This window comes from Streptomyces sp. NPDC001700 (assembly GCF_053596435.1).
The window spans coordinates 28438-53777 of record NZ_JBSFGE010000016.1 but is presented as its reverse complement, the minus strand read 5'-3'; the positions used below and the strand labels follow the sequence as shown (position 1 = coordinate 53777).

General features: G+C 73.2%; 20 protein-coding genes. 13 read left to right on the top strand and 7 right to left on the bottom strand.

Translation table 11 applies throughout. From position 1 onward, the window contains the following. Positions 1 to 6: 6 nt before the first annotated feature. On the top strand, positions 7 to 1632 hold the full coding sequence (locus ACWC5C_RS27410; RefSeq protein WP_450879533.1) for a serine/threonine-protein kinase: 1626 nt from the start codon (positions 7 to 9) through the stop codon (positions 1630 to 1632). Here ACWC5C_RS27410 and ACWC5C_RS27405 read toward each other — a convergent pair. After that, complete coding sequence (locus ACWC5C_RS27405) at positions 1616 to 2422, bottom strand: SGNH/GDSL hydrolase family protein (protein WP_450879531.1); 807 nt, start codon at positions 2420 to 2422, stop codon at positions 1616 to 1618. The genes ACWC5C_RS27410 and ACWC5C_RS27405 overlap by 17 nt on opposite strands. Before the next feature lie 370 nt (positions 2423 to 2792). Here ACWC5C_RS27405 and ACWC5C_RS27400 point away from each other — a divergent pair, with 370 nt between their 5' ends. From ACWC5C_RS27400 to ACWC5C_RS27375, 6 genes are all read left to right on the top strand, one after another. Beyond that, on the top strand, positions 2793 to 3206 hold the full coding sequence (locus ACWC5C_RS27400; protein WP_450879529.1) for a hypothetical protein: 414 nt from the start codon (positions 2793 to 2795) through the stop codon (positions 3204 to 3206). 3 nt (positions 3207 to 3209) lie between these two features. Further along, positions 3210 to 4322, top strand: a complete 1113-nt coding sequence (locus ACWC5C_RS27395) for a GNAT family N-acetyltransferase (RefSeq protein ID WP_450879527.1) — start codon at positions 3210 to 3212, stop codon at positions 4320 to 4322. A 383-nt stretch (positions 4323 to 4705) separates the two neighbouring features. After that, positions 4706 to 5518 (top strand): glycosyltransferase family 2 protein, encoded by an 813-nt coding sequence (locus ACWC5C_RS27390; RefSeq protein ID WP_450879525.1) that lies wholly within the window; start codon positions 4706 to 4708, stop codon positions 5516 to 5518. Then, on the top strand, positions 5515 to 6597 hold the full coding sequence (locus tag ACWC5C_RS27385) for a glycosyltransferase family 2 protein (protein WP_450879523.1): 1083 nt from the start codon (positions 5515 to 5517) through the stop codon (positions 6595 to 6597). The genes ACWC5C_RS27390 and ACWC5C_RS27385 overlap by 4 nt, the downstream gene beginning before the upstream one ends. Then, a complete protein-coding gene (locus tag ACWC5C_RS27380) occupies positions 6594 to 7394 on the top strand; it encodes a polysaccharide deacetylase family protein (RefSeq protein WP_450879521.1) in 801 nt (266 codons plus the stop codon). The genes ACWC5C_RS27385 and ACWC5C_RS27380 overlap by 4 nt, the downstream gene beginning before the upstream one ends. 4 nt (positions 7395 to 7398) lie before the next feature. Continuing rightward, on the top strand, positions 7399 to 11133 hold the full coding sequence (locus tag ACWC5C_RS27375) for a lipopolysaccharide biosynthesis protein (RefSeq protein WP_450879519.1): 3735 nt from the start codon (positions 7399 to 7401) through the stop codon (positions 11131 to 11133). Between the two features lie 8 nt (positions 11134 to 11141). Here ACWC5C_RS27375 and ACWC5C_RS27370 read toward each other — a convergent pair whose 3' ends face one another. Continuing rightward, positions 11142 to 12539 (bottom strand): xylan 1,4-beta-xylosidase, encoded by a 1398-nt coding sequence (locus ACWC5C_RS27370; protein WP_450879517.1) that lies wholly within the window; start codon positions 12537 to 12539, stop codon positions 11142 to 11144. A 159-nt stretch (positions 12540 to 12698) separates the two neighbouring features. On the opposite strand from ACWC5C_RS27370, the gene ACWC5C_RS27365 reads away from it, so the two are divergent. Further along, positions 12699 to 13850, top strand: coding sequence for a DUF5925 domain-containing protein (locus ACWC5C_RS27365; RefSeq protein ID WP_450879515.1), 1152 nt, complete (start codon positions 12699 to 12701; stop codon positions 13848 to 13850). A 10-nt stretch (positions 13851 to 13860) separates the two neighbouring features. Here ACWC5C_RS27365 and ddaH read toward each other — a convergent pair whose 3' ends face one another. After that, positions 13861 to 14637 carry a dimethylargininase gene (gene ddaH / locus ACWC5C_RS27360; RefSeq protein ID WP_450879513.1) on the bottom strand — a complete coding sequence of 259 codons (777 nt, stop codon included), beginning with the start codon at positions 14635 to 14637 and terminating at the stop codon, positions 13861 to 13863. Then, entirely contained in the window at positions 14634 to 15017 is a 384-nt protein-coding gene (locus ACWC5C_RS27355; RefSeq protein WP_450879511.1) for a GntR family transcriptional regulator, read from the bottom strand. The genes ddaH and ACWC5C_RS27355 overlap by 4 nt, the downstream gene beginning before the upstream one ends. A 125-nt stretch (positions 15018 to 15142) precedes the next feature. Here ACWC5C_RS27355 and ACWC5C_RS27350 point away from each other — a divergent pair, with 125 nt between their 5' ends. Further along, positions 15143 to 16078 carry a GNAT family N-acetyltransferase gene (locus tag ACWC5C_RS27350; protein WP_450879509.1) on the top strand — a complete coding sequence of 312 codons (936 nt, stop codon included), beginning with the start codon at positions 15143 to 15145 and terminating at the stop codon, positions 16076 to 16078. Positions 16079 to 16091: 13 nt separating this feature from the next. Here ACWC5C_RS27350 and ACWC5C_RS27345 read toward each other — a convergent pair whose 3' ends face one another. Next, the gene (locus ACWC5C_RS27345; RefSeq protein WP_450879507.1) at positions 16092 to 17252 is read right to left on the bottom strand and encodes a methyltransferase domain-containing protein; all 1161 of its coding nucleotides are present in this window, start codon (positions 17250 to 17252) and stop codon (positions 16092 to 16094) included. Between the two features lie 100 nt (positions 17253 to 17352). On the opposite strand from ACWC5C_RS27345, the gene ACWC5C_RS27340 reads away from it, so the two are divergent. The 4 genes from ACWC5C_RS27340 to ACWC5C_RS27325 all read left to right on the top strand — a co-directional run bounded on the left by ACWC5C_RS27340 (position 17353) and on the right by ACWC5C_RS27325 (position 22369). Further along, complete coding sequence (locus tag ACWC5C_RS27340) at positions 17353 to 18117, top strand: class I SAM-dependent methyltransferase (protein ID WP_450879505.1); 765 nt, start codon at positions 17353 to 17355, stop codon at positions 18115 to 18117. Between the two features lie 139 nt (positions 18118 to 18256). Then, on the top strand, positions 18257 to 19486 hold the full coding sequence (locus tag ACWC5C_RS27335; RefSeq protein WP_450879721.1) for an MFS transporter: 1230 nt from the start codon (positions 18257 to 18259) through the stop codon (positions 19484 to 19486). Then, positions 19461 to 21224 (top strand): glycoside hydrolase family 35 protein, encoded by a 1764-nt coding sequence (locus ACWC5C_RS27330; RefSeq protein WP_450879503.1) that lies wholly within the window; start codon positions 19461 to 19463, stop codon positions 21222 to 21224. Before ACWC5C_RS27335 ends, ACWC5C_RS27330 begins: the two co-directional genes overlap by 26 nt. Before the next feature lie 74 nt (positions 21225 to 21298). Further along, complete coding sequence (locus ACWC5C_RS27325; RefSeq protein WP_450879501.1) at positions 21299 to 22369, top strand: LacI family DNA-binding transcriptional regulator; 1071 nt, start codon at positions 21299 to 21301, stop codon at positions 22367 to 22369. Here ACWC5C_RS27325 and ACWC5C_RS27320 read toward each other — a convergent pair. Next, on the bottom strand, positions 22354 to 23544 hold the full coding sequence (locus ACWC5C_RS27320) for a type III PLP-dependent enzyme (RefSeq protein WP_450879499.1): 1191 nt from the start codon (positions 23542 to 23544) through the stop codon (positions 22354 to 22356). The two genes, ACWC5C_RS27325 and ACWC5C_RS27320, sit on opposite strands and share 16 nt — an antisense overlap. Further along, positions 23541 to 25283, bottom strand: a complete 1743-nt coding sequence (locus tag ACWC5C_RS27315; RefSeq protein WP_450879497.1) for an IucA/IucC family protein — start codon at positions 25281 to 25283, stop codon at positions 23541 to 23543. Before ACWC5C_RS27315 ends, ACWC5C_RS27320 begins: the two co-directional genes overlap by 4 nt. Positions 25284 to 25340: the final 57 nt, after the last annotated feature.

Sequence of the window (25340 nt, the reverse complement as noted above, 5' to 3'; positions counted from 1 at the left end):
TCGGCCATGAGCGAAGAGGGTTTCGGCGGGCGGGGTGAGCGGCTGGCCGGGGGGCGTTACCGCCTCCTCGGCGAGCTGGGCCGCGGCGGCATGGGCGTGGTGTGGCGGGCGTACGACGAGGCGCTGGGCCGCGAAGTCGCCATCAAGGAGGTGCTGGCTCCGTCCGGGCTCGCCGCCCGCGAGGTCGACCGGCTCTTCGCCCGCCTTGAGCGGGAGGGCCGGGCGGCGGCACGGGTCTCGCACCGCAACGTGGTCACCGTGTACGACGTGGCGATGGAGGGCGGCCGCCCATGGATCGTCATGGAGCTGGTGCGCGGGCTGTCCTTCGCGGACGTACTGGAGGCGGAGGGTTCGGTACCGCCCGCGCGCGCCGCGTTCGTCGGCGCCGAGGTGCTGGCGGCGCTGCGGGCCGCGCACGCGGTGGGCGTCCTGCACCGGGACGTCAAGCCCGGCAACGTACTGCTCGCGAACGACGGCCATGTGGTGCTCTCCGACTTCGGGATCGCCATGGTGGAGGGCGACGCGACGGAGCTGACGCTGACCGGGGAACTGGTCGGCTCGCCGGAATTCCTCGCCCCGGAACGGGCGCTCGGCGCGCCGCCGGGCCCGGAGGCGGATCTGTGGTCGCTGGGCGTGACGCTGTACGCGGCGGTCGAGGGCTTCTCGCCGTTCCGGCAGGACACGCCGCTGTCGACGCTACGGGCCGTGGTGGACGCGCCGTTACCGCCGCCCCGCTGGGCCGGGCCGCTGAGGCCCGTACTGGAGGGGCTGCTCCACAAGGATCCACGGCGGCGGACGACGGCGGCGGAGGCGGAACGGCAGCTGCGGCTGGTGGCCGCGGGCGGCGCGCCCGGCGACGTACGGCCGGGATCGGGCACGACCGCCACGCCCCCTCCCCCGGTGGCGGCGGAGCCGTCGGCCACCCCATCCCCCGGGCCCGGCCCCGGACCCGCCGACGACCAGCCACCGCCGCCGCACCCCCGCCGCGCGGTGGCGGCGATCGCGGCCGGGGCGCTGCTGGGCGTCCTGGCGCTGAGCGGGTTGACGTGGGCGCTGCTGAACGACGACGGCCAGGACGACAAGAGCGGCGGTGGCAGCGGCGGCCGTACGACCGCCACCGGCACGCACCGTACGGAGGCCACGGATGCCACCAAGGGCAGCGGGGACGGCGAGGCCTCCCGCCCCGCGAGCACGACCACCAGCACCACCGCGCCCGACCTCACCGTCACCGTCGTCATCAAGGCAGAGCGCGCCGACTACCGGGGAGCGTGCCCGCCCCCGACCGGCGAGGCACCGGCCTTCTCCGCGACGCTCTCCGTGAACCGCGCCCCCGCGAGGGTCGAATACCGCTGGATCACCGGCAGCGGCAAGGTCGTGGACGGCGGCTGGAAGTGGGCGGACTTCGGCGACGGCACCACGTCCGAGACGGTGCGCCACACCGAGTTGTCCTATCAGCCGGGCGGCGCGCACAAGGACTGGATCGCCGTGGAGACCAGGGGCCAGAAGGGCGCCACATCCGCCACGTCCTCGCGCGTCGACTTCACCACGACGTGCGAGGAGGCCCCGACGGACGGGGCCTCCTCCTCTGCGTGGAAGCCTCGGGGAACGGAACCGATCAAGCAGCTGAGGTGAACACCGGGAGATAGCCACCGGACTGACCGGCGGCGGTCGGGTGGTAGGAATCCTCGATGGGGAAGGTGACGCTGTTCAGCCAGGCGCTGCCGGAGCAGATCTCATGGCCGGTGAAGGTCGGGGTGACGTCACCGAAGGCGAAACCGTGGTCGGCGGCGCGCTTGGCGGTGACGGAGTTGAGGAGGTCGGCCGCGTTGTTGATGGCCGCGCGCGAGGCCTCGCTGAGGCCCAGCAGACAGGAGCCCTTCAGCTTGTAGAAGCGCGGGTAGCCCAGGACCACGACATGGGCGGACGGGGCCTTGGCGCTGATGGCGTCGTACACCTGGTCGAGCTTGCCGGGCAGGGTGTTCTCGGCGTACGTACGGGCGTTGGCGACGGCGGTGAGACAGCCGCTCTCGCCGGACAGCGCGCAGGTGGTCATCACGCTGGCGAAACCGGCGTCGTTGCCGCCGATGCTGATGCTGACGAGTCCGGTGCCGGAGTTGAGCGGGCCGAGCTGACCGCTGAGCACATCACCGGTCTTGGCGCCCGAGCAGGCGGTGAAGGCGAAGCTGGAGGGGGAGTGGGCGGCGGCCCAGAGCGCGGGGTACGCCTTGGTGCTGCGTTTGCAGGAACCGCTGGCGCTGTCGTAGCTGCCCGCGCCGACCCCGGATGAGTAGGAGTCACCGAGCGCCACATAGGCGGGCCCGGCGCTCTGCCCGGTGGCGTGGGCGGCACCGGCCCCGGTGAGGGCGAGGACGGCGCCGACGACGAACGCGCCTAAGGTCGCCGTGAGTCTGGACAGTTTCATTCGAATCTCCCTAGCAGGATCACTCCTGTGCCGATGTGAGGCGCAATCACCCCGAAGCGGGGCAATCACGTTCGAAACCGTCAATCACGCCACCGTGCATATATCGGCGGCATGACATGGCTATGTCATGCCGCCCAGAATCATGATCTATGCGTGTAGCTGTCCAAAATCTTTCGATCACTCAAAAGGGTGAATCCTGCACGCATCCTCCGGCGCGCGCCTGGCGCGCGGAGCGCGCAAAACCCTTGGTGGGCGCTCAACCACGCGCTCTCGCATGGTTCGTTCGCACACTTTTCCCGTCTTGACGGGCCTTGGCGCCCTGCGCGACATTGAAGCCCGGCATCCGGCGCTTCGGGGGGCAAAGTCGCCAATGCAGACCAACACTGACAACAGATCGGCACGCGCCGAACTAGTGCCGGTGGCCGCGGGGGCGGCCGTCGGCATCGCGGCCATCGGCGCCGCGCTCACGCTGGCGGACTTCGACTCGCCGCTGCGCGCGCCGTTCACTCTGTTCTTCCTTCTGGCGGCGCCCGCCGCGGCGCTCGGCAGCGCCCTGCGCGGGCTCGACGCAGCGGCCCGCGCGGTGCTGGGGGTGGCGGGCGCGCTCGCCCTCGATCTGCTGGTGGCGCAGACGATGCTCGCGCTGCACGTCTGGTCGGTGCGCGGCGGAGTGGCCGCCGTGGGGCTGCTGAGCCTGCTGATACTGACCCCGGCGCTCCTCACGCGCGCCCGGCGCTCCGGCGAAAAACGACCCCGGGCCCTCAAAGATGGCGGGGGCTGCTGACCCGTGGACATCCGTGTGTACCGGCCGGGCGAGCTGACCGCCGCGGACCGGGCGATCTGGACGGCCATGCAGACCCAGGCGCATCTGCAGGGCGCGCCGCAGCTGGCGAACCCCTTCCTGTCCCCCGAGTTCGCGCTCGCGCTCGGCCACTGCCGACGCGGGGTGCGGATCGCGGTCCTGCGTGAGGACGGCGAGCCGGTGGGCTTCTTCCCGTTCCAGCGGACCCGGTTCGGGGTGGGCCGGGCGATCGGCCTCGGCCTGTCGGACGCGCAGGGTCTTGTGCACCGCCCGGGGTTCCAGTGGGACGCGCGGGAGCTGCTGCGGGCCTGCGGGCTGGCGGTGTGGGAGTTCGACCACCTGGTGGAGGGCCAGAAGCCGTTCGAGATGGCGGCGCGGGGCGCGTACGGCTCCCCGGTGATCGACGTCGACCGGGGGTACGAGGCGTATCTCGCCCAACTGCGCTCCCGCTCGCCGAAGTTCATGCGCTCGACGCTGGCCAAGGAGCGCAAGCTGGGCCGGGATGTCGGCGAGGTGTCGTACGTCCATGACGAGCGCGACCCGGCCGTGCTGCGCACGCTGATGGGGTGGAAGTCCGCGCAGTACCGCAGGACCGGGCGGAGCGACCGCTTCGCCCATCCGTGGATCATCCGGCTGCTGCGGCAGCTGTTCCACACCCGGGGTGACTCCTTCGCGGGGATGCTGTCGGTGTTGTACGCGGGCGGGCGGCCGGTCGCCGCGCATTTCGGGCTGCGCTCGGATCGCGTCCTGGCGTGCTGGTTTCCCGCGTACGACCCGGACTTCGCCAAATTCTCGCCCGGTCTGGTGTTGCACCTGCGGATGGCGGAGGGAGCCGCCGCCCAGGGCGTGGACTATCTGGATCTCGGGCGCGGTGAGAAGCAGTACAAGGACTCCCTGAAGACACGCGATCTCAGCGTGTCGGAGGGGTGGGTGATGCGCCGCCACCCGGTGGCGCTGGGGCATCGGGCACGGCGTGCCCCGGTGCGGGCGCTGCGGAACACGGTGCTTTCCCGGCCGGAGCTTTTCGGTCCGGCCGACCGGCTACTGAAACGCATGGGGAGTGTGCGAGCGGCCGGGAAGAAAGGGAAAGAGAAATGACGGGCAACGTTTCTGAAAGAGGTGTCGCCACCGCCGTCTTGCCCTAGGGTCAAGAGGCTCCAGAGATGTAGCAGCAGCAATACCGTCGTTACTCAACCCGCATCGGACCATCATTCAACGCGGCTCAAGGGGAGGGCTCGAGCGCCGCGATGGATTCCGAGCGGGACGCGGTAGGGGGGTGCCGCGTCCGGTTTTTCCTGCCTGTTGTGAGGAGACGGCCGGGGCGCGGGCCGCGAGGCCAGTAACAGCCAGCTCATCTGCTCTGCACGGTGTGCCGATACGTCCATGTCGTCATGCGCGGATGAGGACCCCCCTTTCGAACCGGATACACCAAAGGACCGCCGTGGGGACGGTGGTCCACCGGACGAGAGGGAAACATCGTCATGAGTTCTTTTGTGCGACCGGCCACGACCGACATCGCACCGTCCGCCGGATCATCCCGATACCGGCCCATCACCTCGCATCTCGCGATCGCGCCGCCGGTGAGCGTCGTGATTCCGGCGATGAACGAGGCCGAGAATCTTCCGTACGTCTTCAAGACCCTTCCGGACTGGATTCATGAAGTCGTCCTGGTGGACGGCAATTCCACGGATGACACGGTCCGGGTGGCCCGTGAACTGTGGCCGGACGTGAAGGTGGTCCCGCAGCGCGGCAAGGGCAAGGGGAACGCGCTGATCACCGGATTCGCCGCCTGCACCGGGGAAATCGTGGTCATGGTGGACGCGGACGGCTCCGCCGACGGGTCCGAGATCGTCAGCTATGTGTCCGCGCTGGTGTCGGGCGCCGACTTCGCCAAGGGGTCGCGCTTCGCCAACGGCGGCGGCACGGACGACATGACGCCGATCCGCAAGCTCGGCAACCGCGCGCTCACCACGATCGTCAACCGCAAGTTCGGCGCCCGCTACACCGACCTGTGCTACGGCTACAACGCCTTCTGGCGCCGCTGCCTGGACGAGATCGCGCTGGACTGCGCCGGGTTCGAGGTGGAGACGCTGATGAACATCCGGGTGGTCAAGGCCGGGCTGCGGGTCCAGGAGATCCCCAGCCATGAGTACGAGCGCATCCACGGCGCCAGCAATCTGCGGGCCGTCCGCGACGGGCTGCGGGTGCTCAAGGTGATCCTGCGCGAGCGCGGCGTCCGGCGGCCCGGCCGCCCGGCCGTGGCGCCCCCGGCGGTCCGCGGGGAGGTGTCTTGACGCTCGCCCGACCGCGACCAGCGATCTCGGTGGTGATCTGCGTCTACACCGAGGACCGCTGGGACGACATCCTCGCCGCGGTGGCCTCGGTGCGCGACCAGTCGCGGCCCGCCGAGGAGACGCTGCTCGTGGTGGACCACAACCCGGCGCTGCTGCGGCGGCTCCGGGACCACTACCGGCAGGAGGAGGTGCGGGTGCTCGCCAACGCGGGCCCCCGCGGCCTGTCCGCGGGCCGTAACACCGGCATCGCCGCGTCCACCGGCGAGGTGATCGCGTTCCTCGACGACGACGCGGTCGCCGAGCGGGACTGGCTGCGCCACTTCGCCGCCGGGTACGCCGATCCGCGCGTGCTGGCGGTCGGCGGGCGCACCGAACCGGTGTGGGCGTCCCGGCGCCGCCCGGCCTGGTTCCCGGAGGAGTTCGACTGGGTCGTGGGGTGTACGTACCGGGGGCTGCCGCCCGGCCGGGTCCGGGTGCGCAACGTACTCGGCGGGAACGCCTCGTTCCGCAGGGAGGCGTTCGACGCGGTCGGCGGCTTCGCGAGCGGCATCGGGCGGGACGGCGACAAGCGGCCGCTGGGCTGCGAGGAGACCGAGCTGTGCATCCGGCTGACCCGCGCCCGGCCGGACGCGGTGCTGCTGATCGACGACCGCGCGGTGATCCACCACAAGGTGCCCGCCGCGCGGGAGCGGTTCGGCTACTTCCGCAGCCGGGCGTATGCCGAGGGGCTGTCGAAGGCCCTGGTCGCCCGCAGCGTGGGGGCCCAGGCCGGGCTGGCGACCGAGCGCCGCTACACCACTCGGGTGCTGCCCGCGGGTGTCGCCCGGGGGGTGCGGGACGCGCTGCTCGGCCGGGCGGGCGGGGCCGGTCGCGCGGGCGCGATCGTGGCCGGTGTGGCGGCCGCGGCGGGCGGCTATCTGATCGGCACCGCCCGGGCCCGCCGGGCGGGCGGCGCCCGCTTCACGATCGCGGCGGTACCGGGCCCCTCGGCGTCCGACGCTGAGCCATCCGGCGCTTCGGGGCCCGGCGCCCGTACCGACAAGGGACCGACCGAGTCGAGACGCGAGGGGGCGGCATGACCGTCCCCGTGACGACACGACCGGTGCCGATACTGATGTACCACGCCGTGGCCCACTCCCCCGCGCGGGCGACGCACGCGCTGTCGGTCTCACCGGAGGCGTTCGCCGAGCAGATGGAGCTGCTCGGCGCGTCCGGCTTCACCCCGGTGACCAGCGAACGGCTCGCCCAGGCCTGGCGCGGGGGCCCGGAGCTGCCGCCGGACCCCGTGCTGATCACCTTCGACGACGGCTACGAGGGCGTGCACCGGCACGCCCTCCCCGTCCTCGACCGGCACGGCTTCGCGGCCACCCTGTTCGCCTCGACGGGGTGGCTGCGCGGCCGGTACGAGACCGACGGCGCGCTCGACCTGATGCTCGACTGGGGGCAGGTGCGCGAACTCGCCGCGTCCGGGGTGGAGATCGGCGGGCACAGCCACACCCATCCGCAGCTCGATCAGCTCGCGGACGAGCGGCTCCGCTTCGAGGTGGTGCGCTGCCGGGACATCATCGCGGCCGAGCTGGGCCGTCCGCCGGTGTCGTTCGCGTACCCCTACGGCTACTCCGACCGCCGGGTCCGGCAGGTGGTGCGGGAGGCCGGGTTCGGGGTGTCGCTCGCGGTGGGCAACGCGCTGGCGGACCGCCGCCAGGGACCATATGCGCTGCGGCGGGTGACGGTCGCCCGCACCACCCGTATCGAGGAGTTCGAGCGGCTGGTCCACGGCCGGGCCGTGGGCCGTGCCTTCGCCCGGGACCGGGCGCTCACCAAGGGCTATGCCCTCGTCCGCAGATCACGCCAGCTTTTAGGGAAGGTGCGCTGAGCCCGTGTCCGACACGACCACCCGGACCGAGGCCGCAGGGGCCGCAGGGGCCGCAGAGGCCACCGGGGCCACCGAGCAGCCGCCGACGACCGGCTCCGGCGGCGGCAGCCAGCTGTTCCGCAACGCCTATGCGCTGATGCTCAACACGGGCATCTCGGCCGTCCTCGGCCTCGGCTTCTGGCTGGTCGCGGCCCGCTACTACGCGGACGACGCGGTCGGCCAGGGCTCGGCGGCCATCGCCGCGATGAAGCTCCTCGCGGGGCTCACCGCGGTGACGCTGACCGGCGCCCTGGCCCGGTTCATCCCGGTCGCCGGTCGGACGACGGGGCGGCTGGTGGGCGTCACGTACGCGGGCAGTTCTGTGGTCGTAGCGTGCGCCGCCGTGGTCTTCCTGCTCACGCTGGACCTCTGGGGCCCCTCGTACCGCTTCCTGCAGGGCCCGGTGCACGGCGTCGGCTTCGTCGTGGCGGTCGTCGGCTGGTCGCTGCTGACCCTGCAGGACGGGGTGCTCACCGGGCTGCGCAGCGCGCTCTGGGTGCCGGTGGGCAATACGGTGTTCCTGGCGGCGAAGCTCCTGCTGCTCTTCGCGCTCGCGTCCACGATCCCGACCGCCGGGGTGTTCGTCTCGTGGGTGATCTCCATCGCGCTGTCCGTTCTGCCGCTGGGCTGGCTGGTCTTCCGGCGGCTGGTGCCACGGCACGCGAAGACGACGAAGGACCGGGCGCGGCCCGCGTCGTACCGGGAGATGGGCCGCTTCCTCGCCGGGGACTACACGGGGTCGCTGTTCTCGCTGGCCGTGGTGTACGCGGTGCCGGTCATCGTCGCCTCGCAGGTCAGCTCGGCCGACAACGCGTACTTCTACATCGCCACCACCATCGGCGGCACGGTCAATCTGCTCGCCATCAACATGGGCGCGTCGCTGACCGTCGAGGGCGCGCACGACCCGGCCCGGCTCGCCGAGAACTGCCGGGCGGCGCTGCGCCGGATGGCGCGCATCATGGTGCCGGTCTGCCTCGGGCTGTTCGTCTTCGCGCCGAGGATCCTGGGCGTGTTCGGGGCGGGCTACGCGGACGCGGCGGCGCCGCTGCTGCGCTGGTTCGCGGTGGGCGCGGCGCTGCGGGTCGTCATCGAGGTGTACTTCGCGGTGCTGCGGGCGCAGAGCCGCACCTCGGGGCTGGCGTATCTCCAGGGGCTGTTGTGTGTGCTGGTGCTGGGGCTGACGTTGCTGCTGCTGCCGCGGATGGGGCTGGTGGGGGCGGGGATCGCGGAGATCTCCAGCCTTGCGGTGATCGCCTCGATCGCGTCGGTGAAGCTGTACCGGGTGGTCAAGGCCCAGCCCGCGGCCCCGGCTCCGGCCCCCGCTCCGGCCCGGATTCCGCCGCCGCCCGGCCCGACCCCGGTGTGGGAGCGCGGCACCGCGCCCGACGGCGATCTGGCGGATCTGGCGGTGGACGGCGACCGTCGCGCCAGGCGGCCTCGTGGCACCCACGATCCCCGCTACGGCACCCGCTGGGCGCTGCGCGCGGCGCTGGACGCGGACACGCTGGTGCTGGGCGTCCGGATGGACTTCGACCACCCGGAGCGCCGCCCCGACGCGCGGTACGGCCCGCAGCCCGAAGCGCCACCTACAACGCCCCCGCCAACGCCCCCGCCAACCGAGAAGCCCGTGCCTTCCATGCCCGTGCCTTCCATGCCCATGCCTGACACCACCACCGCAGCGCCGCCGCCGCGCGATACGCGCACGTCCCGGCCGCAGGCCGTGACGGCCGTCCTCTGGGCGGCCCTGGCCGCCGGGCTCGTCCTCTACTGGCTGCCGCTGTTCGGTCTGGACGACGCCGACCTGGACCGGATGGGCGGGCTCGGGCTTGTCTCGGTGCTGCCGGTGCCGACGCTGGTGGGGGCCGCGCTGCTCGTGGCCGTGTTCGCCGGTGCGCTCGGGCTCGGCCGACAGCGCCGTGCGCTCCTCGCGGTCACCCTGCTGGCCACCGTCGTCTCGCTGCACGCCGTGCCCGGCGTGCTGGAGACCCATCCGAGGTTCCCGACCGCCTGGCAGCATCTGGGGTTCCTGGACTACATCGGCCGGACCGGCGACGCCGTGCCCGACCTCGACGCGCGCTGGAGCTGGCCGGGCTTCTTCGCCGGGGCCGCGTTCCTCGCCGAGGCGTGCGGCGTACGGGACTTCTCCGCGCTGCTGCGCTGGTGGCCGACGGTCATCCAGCTGCTCTACCTCGCCCCCCTGATGGTGCTGATGCGCGCGGTGCGGGCGAGCTGGCGGGCCAAGTGGACGGCGGTGTGGCTGTTCGGCTTGAGCGGCTGGGTGGGGCAGGACTACTTCTCGCCGCAGGGGTTCACGTACCTCTTCTATCTGGTGTTCGTCGCCGTGCTGCTGGTGTGGTTCCGCGAGCCCCGGGTGCTGGGGGCTAAGCGCAGGCCCGGTGAGGCGGAGGTGGCGGAAGCGACGCGCGGGCAGCGCGCGGCGCTGCTCGGGCTGCTGATCACGTTCTTCGCGGCGTCGGTTGCGGCGCATCAGCTGACCCCGTTCGTGATGCTCGGGGTGGTGACCGCGCTGGTCCTGGTGCGGCGTTCCGATCTGTACGGGCTGCCGCTGCTGTGCGGGGTGATGGTGGTCGTCTGGATCGGCTTCCTGGCGGAGCCGTACTGGTCGGGCCACTGGGACGAGCTGTTCGGCGGGGTCGGCGGGGTGGGCGGCAATGTGTCGTCGTCCGTCTCCGGCCGGATCGAGGGCGGCAGCAGTGTGCACAAGCTGGTGCTGTACGTACGGGTGGCGCTGGCGGGCGGGGTGCTGGCGTTCGCCTGCTGGGGAGTGTTGCGGCGGCGTGCGGCGGGCTTCACCGAGCGGGCGCTGCTGGTGCTGACCTTCGTGCCGTTCCTGGGCTTCGGCATGCAGTCCTACGGCGGTGAGATGGCGCTGCGCGTCTTCATGTTCGCGCTGCCGGGTGCCTGTGTGCTCGGTGCGCTGGCGATCTTCCCTCGGGTGCGGCCGGACCGCCGTGGCCTGGCGCCGCTCGCGGCCCTGGTGGCGGGGCTGACGCTGATGTCCGGCTTCCTGGTCGCCCGCTGGGGCAACGAGGCGTTCGAGCGGGTGCGGCCCGGCGAGGTCGCGGCCATGGAGTACCTCTACGCGCACGACAAGCCGACCGCGCGGGTGCTGTGGATGAGCGACGACCCCGTCAACAGCGTCACCCCCGCGATGCCGTGGGGCGCGCGGGACATGGAGCGGGTCGCGTACGAACCCACGCTCGCGCCGCGTGACCCGGTGCTGGTGGGCGGGCTGGTGACGGCGCTGCGGGACGCCGGGCCGCGTTCGTATCTGATGGTGGGCCGCGGCCAGTCCATCTCGCTGCAGATGGACTCCGGTTACGGGGCGCGCTGGCAGGAGCGGCTGCTGCGCTCCCTGGACCACCGCCCGGAGCTGCGCCGGGTGCTGTCGAACGAGGACGCGTCGCTGTACGAGCTGGCGTCGCCGCCGCGCGGTGCGGTGCCGGAGCCGACGCCGGGCCCGGCCGGGCCGCAGATCACCTGGACGCCGTGGTCGGTGACCGGCGCGCTGGCGGCGGTGGTGCTGATGGTGCTGCTCGCGGCGCGCGAGGTGGTGCGGGTGGCGGTGCGGCCGAGCGTGCGGCGGCTGCGCCTGCTGCAGGCGTCGTACTGGTTCGCGGCTCCCCTGCTGGTGGTGGTGCTGGCGTCGCTGGCGCAGCGGTTCCTGACGATGGTGTGAGACGCCCGTCACCGCTTGAACCAGCGCACCTCGTACGCGTCCAGGTCGAACGACCGGCCGTCGACCTTCGCCTTGATCGACCGGTCCAGGGTGTTGACCACCAGCGTCGCGTCGTCGTCGGCGAGGACCTGGACGTTGGGCCGGTCGTCGGCGGCGATGTCCACCGAGCGGAAGCGGGTGCCCGGCGGGAACTCGCGGCCGAAGCGGCTCAGCAGCTCCATCATGGGCAGCGCGGCGCCGCCGTCGTCCAGTTCGGTGGGGCGCCACAGACAGCCGGGGCAGGAGGCACCGGTCGTCTCCGGGTTCCAGTAGAAGGCGGTGGCGGCGCCGCCACGGGCCAGCCGGGTCAGCGCGGTGGCCTGGACGGCGACGCGGTGCGCCTCGCTCCAGCTGCCGCCGGTGCTCTCCCCGCTGGTGTCGGCGGCCGGTTCCACATACCACTCGGCCCACCACACCGGCAGCTTGGTGAGCCCGTCGAGCCAGCGGGTGACGTCCTCGAACTTCTCGGTGGCACGGAACGCGTCCGGGATCAGCCGGTCGCCCTCGCGGGTGTAGCTGGAGCCGTCGACCACGACGAAGTCGGCGCCCGTCTTGTGCTCGTTCCAGTACGTGATGGCGTCGGCGGAGCGCCGGTCGAGGGAGCCCCACGGGCCGCTCACCGTGTCGTCGCCGCCCGCCGCGCCCGGCGGGTCGCTGTCGGCGACCACATAGGGCCCGCCGACCAGGTTCTTCGGGTTCCGCTTCTTCAGCTCTTCGTAGACGAGGTTGTAGAGCTTGGTGTAGCCCTCGTAGTTCCAGCGGTTCTTGGACTCGTCGAAGAAGCCCTTGAACTCGTTCCAGACGATGAAGTGGCGCACCTCGGGGTAGCGGTCGGCGACCTTCCCGGCGAGCTTCGCGAAGTCCTTGTAGTGGTCGGGGGTCGGCGCGGTCTCCAGGGCGTCCTGCGACCAGTCGGTGTCCCCCGGGTCGCCGCCCTTCATCCAGTCGGGCGCACAGCACAGCGTGAGGACGGGCTCGGTGCCGGTCTCGCGCATCAGGGCGACGCGCCGGTCCAGGTCCGCGAAGTCGTAGCGGCCCGGGGACGGCTCGGGGTTGCCCGCGCCCCACCCCATGATGTGCTGGTTCTGCGGCATCGGGTGGTCGGACAGCAGCGACTCGGCGGTCTTCCTGGCGCTGTCGGTGCCACGGTCGGCGCTGTACTGGGTGTGGGTGAAGCCCCAGCCGAGACCGGCCGACGCCGCTCGCTCCCGGGCCGAGGCCGATGCCCCCGGCCGCCCCGCGCTGTCACCCGGCCAGACCGTGCAGGTGGTCAGCAGCAGGGCCAGCGTGCCCATGCCGATGGCGAGCAGCGTGGTGATCCGCCACCGCCGCGCTCCTGGTAACCCCGCCCGCGATCCCACCGGCATTCCCACCCTGGATCCCACCCGCGCCCCGCCCCGTTTCCGTCCTTGACGTCACACAAAGGGTAAGAGTATCCCTGAACGCCCCCATTCCGGTGGGCTTCTTCGGAACAGCTCGGTAAACGGCCGTAAACCCCGGTGCGCCGACGCCCCTCGTGCTGGATCATGGGGCCGGGTGCGCCGATCGCCGCACCGGACCGCTTTCTCAGGAGGCAGACCCTGCCCGCTACACCCGCCGAACAGTCCCTTCCGATCCGGCTGAACGTCGATGACAGCGATTCGCCGTCGGATGTCGTCGACGCGCTCTTCCTCGGCCGGTTCGCGACCGGAGAGCAGCCGTATGCCCGCAGCCACTCCGTCGACCGGGTGAAGTCGGGCGCCACGCTGCTGCCGCCCGCCGCGACCGTGCTGCGCGCGGCCCGCGACGACGACCGCAGCGCCACGCTCGCCGAGGGCGACGGCTGGACCCTCCTGGTGTCCCGGTGGAACCGGGGCGCGGACGTGACCGTGACCGCGATCGAGGACGACCTCGCCGAAAGGGTGCTGCGGCAGGCGGTCGACGGTGCGGAGGACGAGCCCGACCCCCAGCCGGAGAACGTGTCCATGGGCTTCTGGTACGTCTCGCCGCGCCGCGGCCCGCACCGCACCACCCGCCAGATCGCGGCCGGGACCTGGGAGGAGATCCGCGACAACTACACCGCGCCGGTCGCCGAGGCCATGGACGGGCTGATGAAGGTCACCCCGGACGACATCGCGGGCCGCCTCCTGCTGCTGCACGGCCCGCCCGGCACCGGCAAGACCTCCGCGCTGCGCACCCTCGCCCGCTCCTGGCGCGACTGGTGCCAGGTGGACTGCGTCCTGGACCCGGAGCGGCTGTTCACCGACGTCGGCTATCTGATGGACATCGCCATCGGCGAGGACGACGGCTCCGCCAAGGGCCGCTGGCGGCTGCTGCTCCTGGAGGACTGCGACGAGCTGATCCGCGGCGAGGCCAAGCACACGGCGGGCCAGGCGCTGTCCCGGCTGCTCAACCTGACGGACGGTCTGCTGGGCCAGGGGCGCAACGTCCTGGTCGGGGTGACCACCAACGAGGACCTGGAGCGGCTGCACCCGGCGGTGGTCCGCCCCGGCCGCTGTCTCGCCCGTATCGAGGTCGGCAAGCTGAACCGCGCGGAGGCGGCCAACTGGCTCGGTACGGAGGAGGGCCTCGGCCGGGACGGCGCGACGCTCGCGGAGCTGTTCGCCCTGCGCCGTGGCACCCGCCCCGCCTCGGTGCCCATCCAGCCGGGCGAGACGGACGCGGGCCTGTACCTCTGACACGCCCTCGCTAGCCGTACAGCTCCCGCAGCCGCACCGACAGACAGGTGACGCAGCCCTCCATCTTCTCGAACTCGCCGATGTCCACCAGCACCGGCTCATATCCGAGGTCGGCGAAGAGCGCCGCGCTGCGCGGCGCGCTCGCCGCCATCAGCAGCCTGCCGCCGCCCAGCAGTACCACATGGGCCCCGGACTCCTCGGGCACCGGCAGAAAGCGCGGGAAGACGGCCGGGTCGTCGACCAGCGGCGGGTATCCGATCACGGTCCCGTCCGGCAGCGCCGTGACCGCCGACTTCAGGTGCAGCACCGTGCTGACCGGCACGGCCACCACCCGCGCGCCCAGCGGCTCGAAGGCGGCCCGCAGCTGCCGCACGCCCTCGCCGTTCGTCCGGCCGCCGCGCCCCACGTACACCGTGTCGCCGATCTTCAGCACATCGCCGCCGTCCAGCGTCCCCGGCTCCCGCACCCGGTTGATGGAACAGCCGAGCGCCGTCACGGCCGCCTCGGCGGCCTCGGTCTCGGGGCGGCGGGACGCGGCGCCGGGGCGCGCGATCAGCGCGACATTCCGGTAGACGACCATCGTGTCCTCGACGAAGACCCCGTCCGGGCACGCGTCGACCGGATCCGCCTCCACCGTCTCCCAGCCGTGGGTCCGCAGGGCGGTGACGTACGCCTCCCACTGCCGCAGCGCGAGCGCGGCGTCGACCGGCTTGCGGTCGATGTGCGTGACGAGCCCGTCGGCCAGCCGTGGGCTCGGCCGTCGCACCAGGGCGATACGGCTGCTCACAGCGCCTCCCCGTCATACGCCGCACGCAGCGCGTCCTCGATGGCGGCGAGCGCCGCCGCGCGGTCCAGCCCGAGCCGCCGCGCCCGCTGGGCGTACGTCTGCGCCGCCTCGGCGGCCTGCCGCCCGGCCGCGTCCCCGGCCGCCGCGACGAACGTGCCGTGGCGGCCACGCGTCTCGACCACCCCGTCCGCCTCCAGCGCCCGGTACGCCTTGGCGACGGTGTTCGCCGCCAGCCCCAGCTCCTCGGCGAAGCCGCGCACGGTGGGCAGCTTGTACCCCACGGGCACCTGGCCGGAGCGCGCCTGCTCGGCGATCTGCGCGCGGATCTGTTCGAAGGGCGCGGTCGCCACATCGGGGTCGACGGTGATCTGCAAGGCCACGTGGGGCTCCAGGGGGTACGGGCACGGTTTGTCGCACCCATTGTGTGCCGCTCCGGGCCCGGCCGGAAATCACCGCCGGAAATTCGGAGGCGGGCCGAGTGCACCAAGCCGTAATCTGCGCGTCCATGACCATGACCGTGCGCGATTTCCGGGCCGCCGACGCGGCCGCCGTCGTGGAGGCGCGTCGCTCCGCCTACCCGCATCTGGTCACCACGGACCGGACCGTGGCCTGGGAGGTGGCGAGCGCGCCGGAGGCCCGCCGCCACCGGCTGCTGGTCGCGGAGGCGGACGGCCGGGTGGTGGGCGCGTGCGAAGTGGGCCTCTTCCCGGGCGAGGACGGCGACGGTCCTGGCGTGGCCTGCGCCAACACCTCGGTACGCGCCGACGCGCGGGGCCGGGGCGCCGGTTCGGCGCTGGTGACCGCGGCGGAGGAGTACGCGGCGGGGCTGGGCGCCGCCAAGGTGTTCGCGTGGACCATGGACGAGCCCGCCTGCGTCGCCTTCGCCGAGCACCGCGGCTACCGGCGCAGCCGGTCGTGCCGCATCCTGCGGCTGGACCTCGCGACCGCGGCCCTGCCGCCGCTGGACGCGGACGCCCTGCCGGACGGCGTGGCGCTGCGGTCCGCGGCGGACCTCGCCGGTGATCCGCGCCCGCTGTATGAGACGGACGTCGACGTGATGGAGGACGAGCCGGGCGATGTGGTGGAGGGCGGCATGCCCTACGCCGAGTGGCTGGCCCGGACCTGGGACCATCCCTCGCTGGACCACGAACTGACCTCGCTGGCCGTCGTGGACGGCCAGGTCGCGGCGTTCAGCCTCGCCCATACGGACGGCCGGGGGCGCTACTGGTCGGGCATGACCGGCACGCTGCGCGCCTACCGGGGCCGGGGCCTGGCCAAGCTGGCCAAGACCGATTCGCTGCACCGGGCGCGCGCGGCGGGATGCGCCGAGGCATTCACGGGCAACGACAGCGAGAACGGCCCGATGCTGGCGATCAACGCGGGGCTGGGCTACGGCTTGGCCTCCGTGGAGTGGCGTTACGTGCGCGAGCTGCGCCACTGACGCGGGTCAGCCGTCACCCCGACGCCTCCAGCGCCACCAGGCGGTCCGGGCCGTCCGGGGTGAACGCGATGTCGTCCCCCGGCTCGTGCCAGTGCGTGGCGAAGCGCTCCCCGGCGCGGTATGCCTCCACGCCCGCCCTGCAGTACGCCACCATGTCGTCCGGCAGGGCGTCCAGGGCGAACCAGCCGATCTCCGAGCACTTGTCCGGCTCGCGGTTCACCGGCTGCGGGGCGCCGTCCGGCAGCCGCGCCTCGAAGAACCAGCCCGTACGGGCCGAGCCCGTGGGTGACTTGTGCTGCATGACGAGCGCCACCCGCACCTCGTCCGGGGCGAGCCGGATGCCGATCTCCTCCGCCGTCTCACGGAGCATCGCGGTCCGTACGTCCTCGCCGTCCTCCACGTGGCCGGACGGGGCGTGCAGCAGGCCGTCCGCGTAGCCCGTGCCCGCGCGGCGGGCGAGCAGGATCTCTGCGCCGCGCCGCAGCAGGAGATGGACGTCGACGATCTCGGCGTGGCGGCGGGGCGGGGCGAGGGTCGCGCGCAGTACGTAGCGCTCGTCGCGCACCGGACGCCCCCAGAGCGCCGCGTCCGCCGCCAGCTGTTCGACATACGTACGGGACGCCAGCGGCTCGACCATGCTCAGCAGGTCGCCCGCCGCCAGCCCGACCGGATCCGACTCGCCCCAGCGCCCCTCGATCAGCACCAGCGTCCCGCCCGGGCGCAACAGCCGCGCCCAGCGCCGCAACACCGCCTCCTGGCCGGGCAGCAGCCACAGCAGATGGCGAGCTAGGACGACGTCGAAGCAGCCCTCCCCCACCGGCGGCGCCGCCGCGTCCCCGACGAGCACGGTGGCGTCCGTACCGGCGAGCTTGGCGCGGGCGTGCTCGACCATGCGCGGCGAGCGGTCGACGCCCGTCACCCGGTGGCCCTGCTCGGCCGCGAGGCGGGCCAGGCTGCCCGTGCCGCAGCCGAGGTCGAGCACATCGCAGGGCCGCCCGGGCAGCCAGTCCCGCAGCCGCCCGGCCCATGCCTCCCGCACGGCCGGATCGCGCAGCCCGTGGTCGGGCTCGTCGTCGAACCCGGCCGCGGCGGCGTCCCAGTAGTCGGCATCCCGGACGGAGGCGGTTCCGTGACCGGCGGTTCCGTGACCGGCGGTTGCTCCCTCAGCGCACATGACGCGAATCGTCGCATCCGCCACTGACAACGCCCGCTCCCGTCCGACCCGGTTATCCACAGGCGCTGACAACGCCGGGTTCCCGGACGACCATGGGCGCATGGCCTCACCACCGCACGCCGCCCTCGCCTCCTCCTTCAACGCCGTCGCCGCGCAGTACGCGGCCGCCCGGCCCGGGTATCCTGCCCCGCTGTTCGAGGCGGTGGAGGAGGTCACGGGCCGCCCGCTGGCCGGGGCGGAGGTGCTGGACGTGGGCGCGGGCACGGGCATCGCCTCGCGGCTGCTGGCCGAGCGCGGCGCGCGCGTCACCGCCGTGGAGCCGGGCGCGGGCATGGCGGCGCAGCTGCGCGCCTCCGTGCCGGACGTCCGGCTCGTCCGGGGCGACGCCGACGCCCTGCCCTTCCGCGACAGGGCCGCCGACCTCATCACGTACGCCCAGTCCTGGCACTGGACCGATCCCCGGCGCTCCGTCCCCGAGGCGTTGCGGGTGCTGCGCCCCGGCGGGGCGCTCGCGATGTGGTGGAACCAGCCGGATCTCGACGTCCCCTGGATGGCGCGGCAGGACGAGCGGCTCGCCGCCCGCTGCCCGGCCTATCGGCCTCCCGGCTTCCCGAGCACGGTGGCCGGGCGGCTCGCGCCGTTCGGGGTGCGGACGACGGGCCGCAGGGTGCGCTGGTCGCGCGCCATCACCGTCGAGGACCAGCTGCGCTCCCTCGGCAGCCACTCCTATCTGGCGGTGATGGACGCCGGGGAGGCCGAGGCGGTGCTGGACGCGGAGCGGGCGGAGCTGCTGGCGCTGTTCCCGGACGGGGTGCTCAACGAGCCGTATGTCGTGGATCTCGTCGTGGGGTGGGGCGCGGCGTAACGGAGCCTGATCGTCGGCCCGGCGGTGTCTTGACGGCGGAAATGTTAGCGGTAACACTCGCCTGGTGGACAACGTCGACAACGTGGACCAGCACGTAGGCCAGAGTCCGGATCCCTCCCCACCCGACGCCGCGTCACCGCTGTTCAGCCGCGCCGCGGTGGTCGCGTCCTGCGTCGGCTTCATCCTCATCGGCGCGCTGCAGGCCCTGTACGGCCCGGCGATCCCCGCCTTCCGCGACGCGCACGGGCTGTCGCCCTCGGCCGCCGGGCTGGGCCTGAGCGCGCACTTCGTCGGCGGTGTCGCGGGCGTCCTCGGCTTCGACCGGCTCTTCGGCCGGGTCGGCAACCGTACGGTGCTCGGCGGCTCGTATCTGCTCATGGCGGGCGGCGCGGCCGGGTTCGCGCTCGCCCCCAACTGGCCGCTCGCCCTCGTCATGGCGCTGATCGCGGGGCTCGGCTTCGGCGGTATCGACTACGGGCTCAACCAGCTGTTCGCGGTCGGCTTCGGGCGGCGCAGCGCCGCCATGCTCAACGTCCTCAACGCCCATTTCGGCATCGGCGCGATCCTCGGCCCGGCCCTCATCGGCCTGGTCGGGGCGGAGCACTACCCCGCGGTGTTCCTGGGTTTCGCCGTGCTCACGCTGCCGCTGGTGCTGTGTCTGACCGGGGTGCGGAACGAGGCCCCGGCACATGACCACGCCAAGCCGCAGAGCAACGACAAGGGGGCCCGTAACCGCAGCCTGGCCACCGTCCTCGGCGCGTTCGTGCTGCTCTACGTCCTCCACGTGGGCGTCGAGGCCGGGGTCGGGGGCTGGGAGCCCACCCATCTGGAGACCGTCGGGTACGGCGCGACCGCCGCCGCCTCCGCGACCTCCGTGTACTGGCTGATGATGACCGTCGGCCGCTTCCTGGCCGTTCCGCTCGCGCTGCGCTGGTCCGCCCCGGCGATCATCGCGGTCAGCTGTGCGGGCATGACCGTCTGCCTGCTGCTCGCCACGATCCCGGCCGTGGCCCCGTACGCGTACGCGGGCGTCGGCCTGTTCATCGCGCCGATCTTCCCGACCGGTCTGCCCTGGCTGGGTCAGGCCGCGCCACGGGCCCGCCGGGCCGGGGCGCTGGTGATCGCCGCCTCGATGATCGGCGGGGTGGCCGCGGGGCCCGTGCTCGGCAAGGCGATCGAGTGGGCGGGCATCCGCTCCGTACCGCTCATCCTGGGCGGTGTCTCGGCCGTCTGCCTGATCACCACCATCTGGCTGATCCGCGCTACGTCCTCGTCCGTATCCCCTACGAACACCTCCCCCACCGCACCCGCTCCCGCCCGTGCGGTCGAAAGGACATCGGCCCATGCCCGCCCTGACACTCAGCAGTGACGGCTTCCTGCTCCACGGCAAGCCCTTCCGGATCCTCTCCGGCGGCATCCACTACTTCCGCACCCACCCCGACCAGTGGGCCGACCGGCTGCGCAAGGCCCGGCTGCTGGGGCTCAACACGGTCGAGACGTACGTCCCCTGGAATCTGCACCAGCCCACCCCGGACGGCCCGCTCGACCTCGACGGCCTGCTCGACCTCCCCCGCTTCCTGGAACTCGCCCAGGCCGAGGGGCTGTACGTCCTGCTGCGCCCCGGCCCGTACATCTGCGCCGAGTGGGAGGGCGGCGGGCTGCCCTCCTGGCTGACCTCGGACCGGCGGATCCGGCAGCGCAGCAGCGATCCGCGGTTCACCGGCGCCGTGGACGCGTACCTCGATCTGCTGCTGCCGCCGCTGGCCCCGTATATGGCGGAGTCCGGCGGTCCGGTCATCGCGGTGCAGGTGGAGAACGAGTACGGCGCGTACGGCGACGACACCGCCTACCTCGCCCATCTGGCCGACGCCCTGCGCAAGCGCGGCGTCGAGGAGCTGCTGTTCACCTGCGACCAGGCCGACCGGGCGAAGCTGGCCGCCGGGAGCCTGCCCGGGGTGCTCGCCACCGGCACCTTCGGCGGCCGGGTCGGCGACGCGCTGGAGGTGCTGCGCGCGCATCAGGAGAGCGGGCCGCTGATGTGCGCGGAGTTCTGGATCGGCTGGTTCGACCACTGGGGCGAGCCGCACCACACGCGGGCGGCGGACGACGCGGCCGCCGATCTGGACGCGCTGCTGTCGGCGGGCGCGTCGGTGAACATCTACATGTTCCACGGCGGCACCAACTTCGCTTTCACCAGCGGCGCGAACCACGATCACGCCTACGCGCCCGCCGTCACCTCCTACGACTACGACGCGGTGCTGACCGAGTGCGGCGACCCGGGCCCCAAGTACGCGGCGTTCCGCGAGGTCATCGCCCGCCACGCGGCCGTACCGGACGAGCCCCTTCCGGAGCCGTCGCCCAAGCTGCCGCCGACCGAGGTCCGGCTGACCGCCTCGGCGAACGCCCTGGTCAGCGCCGAATTCCTGGCCCCGGCCGAGCACTTCACCGACCCGCCCACCATGGAAGCGCTCGGCCAGTCGTACGGGTTCGTCCTCTACGGCGCCGAACTGCCCGTCATCGGTGACCACGTGCTGCACTTCACGGGCGGGGTCGGTGACCGGGCGCAGGTGTTCGTGAACGGCGCCCCGGCCGGTGTCATCGAGCGCGAGCGCCACGAGGACAGCATCCATGTGCGCAGCCCCGAATACGGCGCCCGGCTGGACGTCCTGGTCGAGAACATGGGCCGCGCCAACTACGGCGTCCGCATCGGCGACCCCAAGGGCATCACCGGCCCCGTCACCCTCGACGGTGATCCGCTGGAGAACTGGACCTGCCACCGCCTCCCCCTGGACCGGCTGCCCGAACTCCCCTTCCGCACCACGGACACCCCCGTCGCGGGCCCGGGCTTCCACCGCGGCACGTTCACGGTGGAGACGCCCGCCGACGCGTATCTCGACCTGCCGGGCTGGACCAAGGGCCTGGCCTGGGTCAACGGCTTCAACCTGGGCCGCTACTGGTCGCGCGGCCCGCAGCGGCGGCTGTACGTCCCGTCGCCGGTGCTGAAGGCGGGCGAGAACGAGCTGACCCTGCTGGAGCTACAGTCGGCGACGACCCGGGTGGCCCGCCTGGTCGGCGAACCGGACCTGGGCTGGACCGCGCAGGACTGACCCCCAAGGCCCGGAGCCCCGGGGCGCGGACCGCACCGCGCCCCGGGGCTCGCCCCGAAAGGAACCGAGACCGCATGGCGGAGCCATCCCGCACCCCCACCCGCCGACGCCGCCCCACCACCGGCGGCGGTGTGGTGATGGCGGACGTCGCCCGGCTCGCGGGCGTCTCCGACCAGACCGTCTCCCGCGTCCTCAACGACCACCCCCGGGTCCGCGCCGAGACCCGCGAACGCGTCCGCGCCGCCATGCGCGAGCTGGGCTACCGCCCCACGGCCAGCGCCCGCACCCTGGCCAGCGGCCGCAGCCGCACCCTCGGCGTGATCTCCTTCGACGCGGCCCGCTTCGGCCCGGCCGCCACCCTCGCCGGGATCAACGAGGCCGCCCAGGAGGCCGGATACCTCGTCAGCACGATCGCCCTCACCGCCGCCGACCAGGCCGCCGTCACCGGCGCGGTGGACCGCCTGCTCGGCCAGGGCGCGGACGGCATCATCGCCATCGCACCCCAGCGCTCGGTCGGCGAAGCCCTGGTGGAGGCGGTCGAGGCGGGCCACCGCGTCCCCATGGTCACCCTGGACAAGAGCTTCGGCGCGCACATCCCCGTCGTCGCGGGCGACTCCGCCTCCGGCGCCCGCCAGGCCACCGCGCACCTCCTCGGCCTCGGCCACCGCACCGTCCGCCACATCGCGGGCCCCACCGGCTGGATCGCCGCCGAGGCCCGCGTCGACGGCTGGCGCGCCGCCCTCGCGGACGCGGGCGCCGAGGTCCACGAACCGCTCCTCGGCGACTGGAGCGCGGACTCCGGCTACGACCTGGGCCGCCGTATCGCCCGGCAGCCCGGCCTCACCGCGCTGTTCGTCTCCAACGACCAGATGGCCGTCGGCGTCCTGCGCGCCCTCCACGAGGCGGGCCGCCGGGTCCCCGAGGACGTCAGCGTGGTCGGCTACGACGACATCCCCGAAGCCGCCCATCTGCTCCCGCCGCTCACCACGGTCCGCACCGACTTCACCGAGATCGGCCGCCGCTGCCTGACCCTGACCCTCGACCAGCTCGACCGCTCCCCGGAGCCCGGCGTCCGCGTGACCATCCCCACCGAACTGGTGGTCCGCCACAGCACGGGCCCGGGGCCTGATCACTCCCCGAGGTAGTGGAAGCCCGGCTCCGGGTGCATGAGGAAGTCGTGGTGCGAGATGTTCCAGGCGTACGCGCCCGCCAGCGCGAAGGCGACGCGGTCGCCCGCGCGCAGTTCCGTGAGCGGGACGGCGCGGGCCAGGATGTCCTTGGGGGTGCACAGCTGGCCGACCAGGGTGACCGGTTCGTCGCGGGCGGCGGGGCGGGGCCAGGGGTGGGGCCAATCGGTGGTGGGGAGCGTCTGGAAGGGGTGGTCGTGCTGTTTGGCGGCCGGGGTGCGCAGGTGGTGGGTGCCGCCGCGGAGCACCGCGAACGCCTCGCCCCGGCTGTGCTTGAGGTCCAGCACCTCCGTGACGTACCAGCCGCAGTACGCGGTCAGCGCCCGGCCCGGTTCGATCCGCAGGGTCAGTCCGGGGTGCCGGTCGGCGACGTCGGCCAGGCCCGCGCCGTACGCCTTCCAGTCGAAGCGGGTGTCGGGGCGGGTGTAGTCCACGCCCATGCCGCCGCCGACGTTGACCTCGGTCAGGCCGAGGCCGTGACGGTCCGACAGCTCGCTCGTCCACGCGGCGATCCGCGCGGCCACGGCGGTCTGGGCCGGGGCGTCCAGGCCGCTCGCCAGGTGGGCGTGGATGCCGCGCAGGCGGAGCGGGCCGTCCGGGGTGAACAGCGGCAGGCAGTGCTCGACCCGCTCGGGGTCGAGGCCGAAGGGGCTGGGGCGGCCGCCCATGGCGAGCGCCGCGCCGCCCAGCGCCTCGTCGGTCAGGGGGAGGTTGACGCGGAGCAGGACGTCCACGGGGCGGTCGGCGAGGGAGGAGAGGAGGCGTAGTTCGTGCTCGCTCTCCACGTGGAACCGCTCCACCCCCAGCGCCAGCGCCCGCCGCAGCTCCGCCTCCGTCTTGCCCGGTCCGCCGAACGCGAGCGGGCGCTCTGGGACGGCCTCGCGGACGTGCGCCAGCTCGCCGCCCGAGGCGACCTCGTAGCCGGTGACGTACGGGGCGAGCGCGCGCAGGACCGGGGGTTCCGGGTTGGCCTTCGCCGCGTAGTACAGCTCGACGCGCGGCGGGAGGGCGGCCCGTATCTCCTGGGCGTGGGCGGCGAGGGCGGTGAGGTCGTAGACGTACGCGGGGAGGCCGTCCCCGGTCAGCCGCTCGGCGAGGGCGGCGGCCGAGGGGGTGAGGTATGCGTTGTTCAACGGGCGCTCCCGGGGGCGATGACACGGGCCGCCTCGGACAGCAGGTCGGAGGCGAGCGGGCTGGCGATACGGACGTAACCGGCGTCGCGGTCGGCCTTGCGGCCCCAGCGCGTCAGCAGGTTGGCCTTGGCGGGCAGCGGGACGCCCGCCACCAGGGCGCGCAGCGCGGGCGGGTCGTCGTGGGCGGCGGAGCGTTCGACGAGGACGCGGCGGACCGCCGACCACAGGTCGGGCTCCAGGCGGGGGTGGCGGTCGGCGAGGGCGGCGACCATCTCGGCGAGGTGGTTGACCAGCAGGCAGTACACCACCCGGTCCCAGCCGCGCTCCCGCTCGTACGTCATGGGGCGGGCCACCGCCTCGGGCAGCGCGGCGAGCGCGGCGGTGTGGTGGCCGGGCACCAGCTTGGTGCCCTCCAGGTCACGGAAGAGCACCTGGCGCGGGGTGCCGGTGGTGTCCACGCCGACGACCACGTTCTGGAGGTGGGGTTCGAGGACCACGCCGTGGTCGAAGTAGGCGGCCAGCACGGGCGGTACGAGGAGGTCGAGATACGCCTGCCACCAGGCGAGCGCGTGCTCGGGCCCGGTGCCGCCGAGGAGATGGGAGAGCTGGGCGCCGCTCGTCGGGTACTCGTCGGCGACGGCCGCCGCCAGCAGCCCGGTCAGCCCCGGCCGCAGCCGGGCGGCCAGCCCCTCGCGGACGATCACGCCGAAGCCCTCGGAGAGATGGCGGTCGGCGAGGTCGAGGGTGCGGTAGCCGGGTTCGCGCAGCAGGTCGGCGCCGGGGAAGCGGGCGGCGAGGTCGGCGGCGACCGGCTCCAGCAGCCGGGTGAGGGCGATGGCGCCGGACAGCTCGTAGTCAGCGTTCTTGCGGAGGCAGTTGGTGATGCGCACGTTCAGGCTGAACTTGAGGAAGTCCCGGCCGTCGTAGAGCGTGCGGACCGAGGCGGTCGGCGCGAAGTCCGGCCCGCCGGGCCCCAGGTCGAGGACGTCGCCCCGGTCGAGCGCGGCCCGCAGCACCCGGTGCTCGCGGAGCATGGCGTACTGCCAGGGGTGGGCGGGCAGCAGCCGGTAGCCGTCGGGCACCGGCCGCTGGCGGTCGAGGGCCGCCAGCGCCCCGGGGTGCGCGGTCTCCTCCCGTACGTACTCCCGGCGCACGGCGAGGTGGTGCAGCGGGAAGCGGGCACCGGCCTCGGGCGCGAACAGCGACCAGGAGGCGGGGCTTCCGGTGCGGGCCTTGGGGGTGGGGTGGAAGCGGTGGCCGAAGAAGAGGGACTGTTCGGAGGCCAGATAGGCGTCGGGGGCGGGCTTCGCCGTGGCCTTCTCGCGCTCCTGGAGGGCGGCCGTCATGCCCGCGTGGCTGGAGGCGACCTGCGCCAGGAACTCGTCGTTGCGGACCCCCGTGCGCAGCTGGAGTTCCCGCTGGACGCGCTCGGCCAGGCCGCGCCAGGAGACCTCCGCCCAGCCGCCGTCGCGCTGTTCGCTGACCGGTCCGGTGAACCGGTGCGCGCCGATCAGCGACGTACGGCGCAGCCCCACCCGCAGCAGCACCCCGCTGCGGGGCAGCCGCAGCCGCAGCCGGCCGTCGGCCACGACGGTCTGGTGTTCCGGGCCCGATACCTCGCGCAGCAGACAGTTGAGCAGGGTGTGGGCGGTCGCGTGGTCGGCGGAAACCGGCGCCGTGGCGGGCGCTTCCGGCGAGACCGGCGAGACGGCCGAGGAGGGCGAGGAGGTCGTAGGCATGGAGCGGCTCCAGCGGGTGCGGAGAGGAGAAATGTGGCGGGATAAGAGGGAGAGGGA

Bases quoted from the DNA above. Each gene is read 5' to 3' on its own strand.
- ACWC5C_RS27400 (WP_450879529.1), top strand. From the start codon at position 2,793: ATGCAGACCAACACTGACAACAGATCGGCACGCGCCGAACTAGTGCCG.
- ACWC5C_RS27350 (WP_450879509.1), top strand. From the start codon at position 15,143: ATGACCATGACCGTGCGCGATTTCCGGGCCGCCGACGCGGCCGCCGTC.
- ACWC5C_RS27330 (WP_450879503.1), top strand. From the start codon at position 19,461: ATGCCCGCCCTGACACTCAGCAGTGACGGCTTCCTGCTCCACGGCAAG.
- ACWC5C_RS27390 (WP_450879525.1), top strand. From the start codon at position 4,706: ATGAGTTCTTTTGTGCGACCGGCCACGACCGACATCGCACCGTCCGCC.
- ACWC5C_RS27340 (WP_450879505.1), top strand. From the start codon at position 17,353: ATGGCCTCACCACCGCACGCCGCCCTCGCCTCCTCCTTCAACGCCGTC.
- ACWC5C_RS27410 (WP_450879533.1), top strand. From the start codon at position 7: ATGAGCGAAGAGGGTTTCGGCGGGCGGGGTGAGCGGCTGGCCGGGGGG.
- ACWC5C_RS27405 (WP_450879531.1), bottom strand. From the start codon at position 2,422: ATGAAACTGTCCAGACTCACGGCGACCTTAGGCGCGTTCGTCGTCGGC.
- ACWC5C_RS27380 (WP_450879521.1), top strand. From the start codon at position 6,594: ATGACCGTCCCCGTGACGACACGACCGGTGCCGATACTGATGTACCAC.
- ACWC5C_RS27315 (WP_450879497.1), bottom strand. From the start codon at position 25,283: ATGCCTACGACCTCCTCGCCCTCCTCGGCCGTCTCGCCGGTCTCGCCG.
- ACWC5C_RS27345 (WP_450879507.1), bottom strand. From the start codon at position 17,252: ATGTGCGCTGAGGGAGCAACCGCCGGTCACGGAACCGCCGGTCACGGA.
- ACWC5C_RS27365 (WP_450879515.1), top strand. From the start codon at position 12,699: ATGGGGCCGGGTGCGCCGATCGCCGCACCGGACCGCTTTCTCAGGAGG.
- ACWC5C_RS27325 (WP_450879501.1), top strand. From the start codon at position 21,299: ATGGCGGAGCCATCCCGCACCCCCACCCGCCGACGCCGCCCCACCACC.
- ACWC5C_RS27370 (WP_450879517.1), bottom strand. From the start codon at position 12,539: ATGCCGGTGGGATCGCGGGCGGGGTTACCAGGAGCGCGGCGGTGGCGG.